Raw genomic sequence first — 7,759 nt, forward strand, 5'->3', positions numbered from 1 at the left:
GCATAGCGTTAATGACATTAAAGCTGTGGTTGTCATAGCTATACTCAGTACGAATTCCGATCTGTACGGAATGTTTGGCCGAAATTAAACCCTCGTTCGGTGCGTGATAGAACATGGTTCCATGATCATAAGCACTACCGCTGGCATACGTGTCTGTGTGTGCGTCAAAGTGAATCAGCGCCATTTCCCCGTGATGTTTGGCATAGGCTCTGAGTATCGGCAATGTAATGAAATGGTCACCACCTAGTGCCAACATGGTTTTTCCACTTTTTAATATTTCACTTGTCGCCGCTTCCAAGCGATACGTAAAGTCTTCAGCATCGCCACAATCAAAAACAAGATCGCCACAATCGATGACTTTATTATTGTCAAATACGTTAAAGTCCCATGGGAATTTCTTACCTTCCCAAGCAAGATTGACCGATGCTCTGCGAATAGCATCTGGCCCCATGCGTGCACCAGGGCGCCCAGACGTAGCTATGTCTAAAGGAACGCCTAGAACCACCACGTCAGCATCACAAACAACCGGGTCTTTAACCAATGGACGACGAACAAAGGTCATCGCATTTGAATACAGTGAATAATCCGTTTTAGTAAACAAATCGTTCATTTAAAAATCCTCTAAGTAGGTGTAACCCGTTAAACCTTGCTCAAGTTCTTGCAGCACAAGGCTTTGTTCATCGATATCAACAAAGCGATCAACCAGTTGGCGGTAGTTGCTGCGAATGGTGTCGAGATCGATATGAACGTAGCGCATCATGTCTTCTACCGAGTCACCTTCATCAATTGACTCAAACACGGTGTTCCCCTGATCATCAATCGTCACCACTGCACTATGCGTATCACCAAACAGGTTATGCATATCACCTAAGATCTCTTGGTAAGCACCGACTAAGAAAAAGCCCATAAGATACGGTTTATCTTTATTCCATTCCGGAACAGCAAGGGTCGATTCGATACCTTGACCTTCAACATAGTAATCAACAACACCGTCAGAATCGCAGGTGATGTCTAATATAACCGCACGTTTTCCGTCAACATTTTGTAAGCCAGAAAGCGGTAACACAGGGAATACTTGGTCAATGCCCCATGCATCAGGTAATGACTGAAACAGTGAGAAATTCACAAAGAACTTATCGGCCAAGCGGCTATTTAGTTCGTCTAAAATAGGTCGATGGAAGCGATTTTTGTTACTCATCAAATCGCGCAGTTCAGCGTAAATACGCAATGACAGTTGTTCAACCCAAGCGCGCTGTTCCAGATTGATTACTCCAGTTGAAAATGAAGTGTGTGCTTCACCTAAGTCGCTTTGGGTATCGTTGTATATTTCTATTAACGCTCGCGCATCAGTGCGTTCGGTTAGGTTCTGCCAGTTGCGCCACATGTTTTGCAATAGCGCGGGAGCGTCATCATTCGGAGCATCAATGGCCTCAACCGCATAGCTCTCAGTACCAATCACATTGGTGACCAAAACCGCGTGATGCGCAGTCAAAGAGCGACCAGATTCTGAAATGATCACCGGTTTTGGCTGTTGGTAGTCTTGGCAAACATCGTTGATCGTGCTGACAACATTGCGAGCGTATTCTGCCAAGCTGTAGTTCATCGAATTAGAGGACTGACTGCGCGTGCCGTCATAATCCACCGCTAAACCACCGCCAATATCAAAATAATCCAGTGGAGTACCAAGCTCACGCAGTTCACAATAAAAACGTGCTGCTTCATTAACACCATTTCGGACGTCACGAATATTGGCCATTTGAGAACCTAAGTGGAAGTGCACCAATTGCATGGCTTCCAATTGTTGTCCTTGTTTTAAGCGCTCGATAACCGTCAGCACCTGCGATGCTGACAAACCAAATTTTGACTTCTCACCACCGCTAGATTGCCACTTTCCTGCGCCTTGAGATGCCAAGCGGATACGCAAACCGAGTCGTGGTTTCACGCCCAGATCTTTCGCTTCGCGAAGTACAATGTCTAACTCTGACAATTTCTCTAAGACAATGAACACCTTATGGCCCAGTTTTTCGCCAATAAGAGCCAGACGCACGTATTCACGATCTTTGTAGCCGTTGCAGACAATGACAGAGCTCGCTTGCTGTGCAAGCGCTAACACAGCGAGAAGTTCGGGTTTGCTGCCTGCTTCTAACCCCAATTGCTTTGTCTCTAATTGCGCTTGGCTTGAAAGTATTTGATCAACGACTTCTTTTTGTTGGTTCACTTTAATTGGGTAAACCAGTAAGTAGTTATTGTCGTATTGATACTCGTCAATCGCTTGATTAAACGCATCACAAATGTTGTGCACTCGCTGGTGAATAATTTGCGGAAAGCGAACTAGTGCAGGCAGGTTTAAGCCTTTTTTCTCAAGTTCATTAGCAATAGAAACCAACGGTACTGAGTGTTGCTTGTCACTTCTAGGCGAGACAAACACTTCACCACTGTCATTAATGCCAAAGAAATCTTGACTCCAATATTGGACATTGTAGTCAGCGCGGATGTTGTCTAGCTTAGAATAATTGGTCACAAAATCAGTCTCATGTTTTGATGCACTTACATTAATTATCTGCATCATTTGATGTGTATTAGTGACGTTCTTCCGTGATCATCACACTCAATATATCGCAGGTTTAGGGTGCGACTATGAGGCGCATTAACGGATAAAAATGGGGTTCTGTCTAACAAAAGGATTTTGTCGTTAGGATAGAAAAACACAGATCTCTGAATGGGTGTATTGAGAAAGGATATTGATAGCCAATTTGGGGGCAAAGAGTGGGGGTAATAATTGAAAAACTATGTTGTTGCTGGCGCTTCAATCCAACCAGACAATTGTTTTGCTTGTAAAAAGGCATCAAAATTTTGAGTAACATGTTTATGGGCTAGTTGCCCCATTTGGGTACGTTCTCGAATACTGAATTGAGAAAATTGCATGATACTCTGTTTCAGTTCAGCAACGCTTTTTTCGCTGACTAAGAACCCCGTTCCAGGGGCGACAATTTCTTTGCATCCCATAATGTTGGTCGTGATGACCGGGGTTCCAACCGCCATTGCTTCTTTTAATACTAATGGCCCCGTATCAACACAACCTGTCTGTGAGAAACAAAACGGAGCCACCAAACAATCGTACTTGGCCAAATTCTGTTTTACCCATTCGTGCGGTTTGGCCCCTAAAAAATGCACGTCTTCTAATAACCCTTGCTGTTTTACCTGTTTTTCTAACTCATGGAGCATTTCTCCAGTACCGACAATATCCAAGCGAATACTCAGTGGTTTAGCGATAGGTGCCAGTGCCTCGATGAGGTGATGAATGCCTTTTTGTTCAACTAACCGACCTAGAAAAACTAGCCTCAGTTGTGTGGTTCTTGTCTTTGTTTCCAGAACGAACTGATCGGTTTTTACTCCACAGTGTAAGAGCTTAATCTTAGCGCTTGCTGTTTTATTTTCTGGTGATTGGTTCTCGGATGATTTGTTGTGTGCGATTTTGTCACTCATCATACTAACAAAGTCATCGTGCATGCTTTTACAGACAGCGACAACGAAGTCACTGGCCTGTATTTTTTGCTCAATGTCGTAAGCCGACTCATAAACATCGTGTCCATGAGCAACAAAGGAACAGGTGATATTGAGTAATTTAGCTGCCACGATGGCATGAGCTGCAGTATGTTGACAAAAGTGAGCATGAACGTGCTCAACGTTCAGATCGGCAAGTTGAAGAGCGAGCTTGACGCCGTAATTGAAAAGCGACCGCCTCGGCATGCTCTTTTGCTGCTGAACAAATTTGATGGCGTCTAATAGACCAGGAAAATAAAACTTTTTGCATAGGCCTGCTTTGACTTTTGTGCCGATCTTTATGACGCTGTAGTCAAACGTTTGTTGGCTTTGTTCTATTTCAAAGGTTAAAACGCAAACGTGATGCCCACATTGTTTGATGGCGTCTATTTCAGTTTGAATAAAGGTTTCACTGAGTACGGGATACGTCGGAGTAACGAACGCCACTTTTTTCATAATTAAGCCCTATAAACATTTCAACACGTTAAACGGTGCATAAATAAGATAGCAAATGACGCGCCAACTAATTTAACTCATATAATCATATGGTTAAATTGGAAAAAATCAGAAAGGCGTCAATATGGCGAGATCATTCTCAAAATGAAAATCAATATGAAGTTACAGAGGCTATATTGCTGTTTTCAATTTTCCATTTAGATAAAAGATTGATAATTCCCCATAATTCAATCGTTTAAGTTTTGGCTTGAACTATGCATCAGAAGCTGTACTGCAAGAACGGTGCATTTTTAACGACTGAACTAGAGTCATGCATTGTGATTGTCATACTCGTACAGAGTTAACTTCATGAAGAGAATGGGTTATGGCTAAAGTATCAGTGATTATTCCAACTTATAACTGCCGGGATTATTTGCCAAAAGCGATTAGCAGCGTGCTTGATCAGACTCATCGAGATATTGAATTATTGATCATCAACGATAACAGCAGTGACGACACCGCACACTATTTAACGACATTGACTGATCCGCGGATAATAATTATGACCGCACATGGGGTAGGAGCCTCTAAAGCACGTAATCTAGGAATACAAAGATCGAGTGGTGAATTCATCGCGTTTTTGGATGCCGATGATTTTTGGTATCCAGAAAAATTGTCGTTGCAGCTGAAACTCCATAAGAACAATCCCGACTTGGCATTGAGCTTTACCAACTACGATCACTTCACCGAGCGCTATCAGGTGATCATCGACAGCTTTACTTATTGGGAGCAGTTCCAAAACTGTACTCAAGAGTCTTTTGCAGTAGAAAACCCCTTGGCTCTGGTCATTAAAAACAACGTTATTGGTACTTCAACGGTTATGCTCAGAGCCAATGTGTTGTCGAAGGTAGACCTGTTTGATACCAATATTCGGTATGGGGAAGACTGGGAGTTGTGGCTGAGGATATGCGAAAGTCATGGCGTTGGGGTACTCAATTCAGTTCAATCAGGCTATTTAATGCGCCAGAGTTCGGCGACTCAATCTTATCGCTTTCGGTTAAAGAACTTACAGTCGATAGAGTCGATTTTGCAACGATATGAGAAGGAGAGTGATCGATGGAATTTGTCACCCTCTACATTAAAAAGTGCCAGAGCGCGCTTAATGGAAGGGTATGCAGATTACCATAGAGGCTTACATCAGAATACGACGGCAATTTCGTTTGGTATCGCTGCACTGATTCTTGCCCCAAAAGCCCGAAGAATAAGAAGCTTGCTTGGAGATTGCAAAAGTATGTTTCGGTTTGCTTAAGAAAAACGATTCGCAATTAAGCGCGACAGGAGGGTATAGAATGATTGGCAGAAGGCAGAAGGCAGAAGACCGATATTGAGAAGTTAGACTCATCGACAGTAAGATCGAATTGCGCTCCAGCACAAGGCTGGAGCGCAATGATTTTTTATACCGCAGCCGCCAGTTCTTTTTTCTGATGCGCTAGGTATTCGTTATAGGTGCCTTGGAAGTTCACCAGTTTTTTATCTTTCACATCGATAATTGATGTAGCCAAAGAAGAGACGAATTCACGGTCGTGGCTAACGAAAATTAGCGTTCCTTGATAGCCTTTAAGGGCATTGTTCAATGCTTCAATAGCTTCCATATCCATGTGGTTGGTTGGCTCATCCATAACGAGAACGTTGATGTCTTGCATCATCAACTTACCAAACAACAAACGGTTCTTTTCACCACCAGAGCAGTTTTTCGCTTTTTTATTCGCATCGTCAGCGGTGAACAGTAATCGGCCCAAGATTCCACGTACCATTAAGTCATCATGTTTAGTCGTACGCCACTGTGAGATCCAATCAAAAATAGAGAGATCATTATCAAAGTCTGCAGTGCTGTCTTGTGGGCAGTAGCCAATAGACGCATTTTCTGACCATTTAACAACGCCTTGAGTTTGTTCTAACTCATTAACTAGACAACGCAGTAAGGTCGTTTTACCAACGCCATTTTCACCAATGACCGCTAAGCGAGTTCCTGCCTCTAACAGCAGGTTGCCTTTTTCAAACAACAACTCGTCATCAAAGGCATGCCCCAAATCCTGCAGCTCAAGCGCAAGACGGTGCAGTTTTTTACCTTCACCAAAATCAATAGACGGGCTGATACGGCTTGATGATTTCACTTCATCAAGTTTGATCTTGTCCATCTTTTTAGCGCGAGAGCTGGCTTGTTTCGCTTTAGAAGCATTTGCGCCAAAACGGTTTACAAAATCTTGCAGTTCACTGATTTCCGCGGCTTTTTTAGCATTGCTTGAGAGCAACTGTTCGCGAATAAGCCCAGACGCTTCTAAGAAGTACTCGTAGTTACCTGGGTAGATACGAAGCTCACCATAGTCGATATCGGCCATGTGAGTGCACACTGAATTTAAGAAGTGACGATCGTGCGAGATGATGATCATGGTACATTTACGCTGATTCAGTTCTTCCGCAAGCCAGTTAATGGTGTTGATGTCCAAGTTATTGGTCGGTTCATCGAGCAACAAGATATCTGGATTCGCGAACAGTGCTTGAGCCAATAACACACGAAGTTTCCAACCGGGAGCGACTTGCTGCATGAGGCCGAAATGGAACTCTTCTTCAATACCGGCTTGAATTAAAATATCACCAGCACGACTTTCAGCGGTGTAGCCGTCCATTTCAGCAAACTCACTTTCAAGTTCAGCGACTTTCATGCCATCTTCTTCGCTCATTTCTGGCAGCGAATAGATACGGTCACGTTCCTGTTTGATTTCCCACAACTTTCGGTCGCCCATGATAACAACATCAATCACGTTGTGTTCTTCAAAGGCAAATTGGTCTTGGCTAAGAACACCAAGTTTTAGCCCTGGTGTGATCGAAACGTTACCTGAACTAGGTGCTTGTGCGCCACTTAGGATTTTCATGAACGTTGATTTACCACATCCATTGGCTCCAATTAGGCCGTAACGGTTACCGTTACCAAATTTAGCCGAAATGTTTTCAAATAATGGCTCGGCGCCAAATTGCATAGTGATGTTAGCAGTAGATATCAAAGAAATATTCCTAGGTGTAGGGACTGGCTAATCACATGTAGTAGACGCCAATTCAGCTAAAACGAAAGTAAGAATGAATAGGCGGCGAATTATACAGAGTTATTAGGGAAAGAACAGTTCTGAGAGCTAAGTCACGATCAGTAAATAAGGGGGATTTTGTCAATAAAGTCCCATTAGAACGATATTAAGGCATTAAGAGGCTTAAGATAGCCATTGGTATCGCGAATAAAAGTACTTTAAAGGAATGCGTATTAGGACATTCATCATTCATCCATCGGACTCGATCTGGTGATGTAATGTGCGATGCATGCTGATGCATTGAATAAGTCGGGTGTTACAGCGTCACTGCTTGTTGGTTTTTCTAGAGGAAGGCTTACGTCTTTTGCTCGCTTTTTCTGAAATGCTCAATATTGACATTTTTTGTTTGGGTGAAATTAACTGCCTGGTCATTGCTCTATGGTGCATATCTGAAATGAAGGTTTTCTCCCAAGAGTTCAAGCTTGTGAATGTCAGCAACATCATATCATTGAGTAAATTAAAGAACTCGTGCTCTTTAGCGTCCATCTGAGGTTCCTAATATTGATTATGGCTTTAAGTAAATAGCCGGTGGTAACTTCGATTTTATTACAGTACTTGTGACTAGTTGAAGCTGAACGCTGTGAAAAATGGGGTGGAGAAAACGCACAATACCATACTTACTAGGGCGTGTTGATCTTTCG

The 7,759-nt window shown here is 42.9% G+C and carries 6 protein-coding genes; 1 reads left to right on the forward strand and 5 read right to left on the reverse strand.

Going from position 1 to position 7,759, the window contains the following annotated elements:
* The 3 genes from ACP45E_RS15340 to ACP45E_RS15350 form a co-directional block, all read right to left on the reverse strand.
* On the reverse strand, window positions 1–610 hold a 610-nt coding region (locus ACP45E_RS15340; RefSeq protein WP_069585197.1), incomplete at its 3' end, for an arginase family protein.
* The gene (gene speA, locus ACP45E_RS15345) at window positions 611–2,521 is read right to left on the reverse strand and encodes an arginine decarboxylase (RefSeq protein ID WP_038125999.1); all 1,911 of its coding nucleotides are present in this window, start codon (window positions 2,519–2,521) and stop codon (window positions 611–613) included.
* 266 nt (window positions 2,522–2,787) lie between these two features.
* Window positions 2,788–3,999: a glycosyltransferase family 4 protein gene (locus ACP45E_RS15350; RefSeq protein WP_017037688.1), complete on the reverse strand. Its 1,212-nt coding sequence runs from the start codon at window positions 3,997–3,999 to the stop codon at window positions 2,788–2,790.
* Between the two features lie 364 nt (window positions 4,000–4,363).
* Between ACP45E_RS15350 and ACP45E_RS15355 the strand changes: the two genes are divergently transcribed.
* Window positions 4,364–5,287, forward strand: coding sequence for a glycosyltransferase family 2 protein (locus ACP45E_RS15355; protein ID WP_017033332.1), 924 nt, complete (start codon window positions 4,364–4,366; stop codon window positions 5,285–5,287).
* Between the two features lie 145 nt (window positions 5,288–5,432).
* Here ACP45E_RS15355 and ACP45E_RS15360 read toward each other — a convergent pair whose 3' ends face one another.
* Both ACP45E_RS15360 and ACP45E_RS15365 read right to left on the reverse strand, forming a co-directional pair.
* Entirely contained in the window at window positions 5,433–7,040 is a 1,608-nt protein-coding gene (locus tag ACP45E_RS15360; RefSeq protein ID WP_083249880.1) for an ABC-F family ATPase, read from the reverse strand.
* Window positions 7,041–7,382: 342 nt separating this feature from the next.
* Window positions 7,383–7,604 carry a hypothetical protein gene (locus tag ACP45E_RS15365; protein ID WP_017033334.1) on the reverse strand — a complete coding sequence of 74 codons (222 nt, stop codon included), beginning with the start codon at window positions 7,602–7,604 and terminating at the stop codon, window positions 7,383–7,385.
* Between the last annotated feature and the right edge of the window lie 155 nt (window positions 7,605–7,759).

It is taken from the genome of Vibrio genomosp. F10 str. 9ZD137 (genome assembly GCF_049974785.1).
Taxonomy (GTDB): domain Bacteria; phylum Pseudomonadota; class Gammaproteobacteria; order Enterobacterales; family Vibrionaceae; genus Vibrio.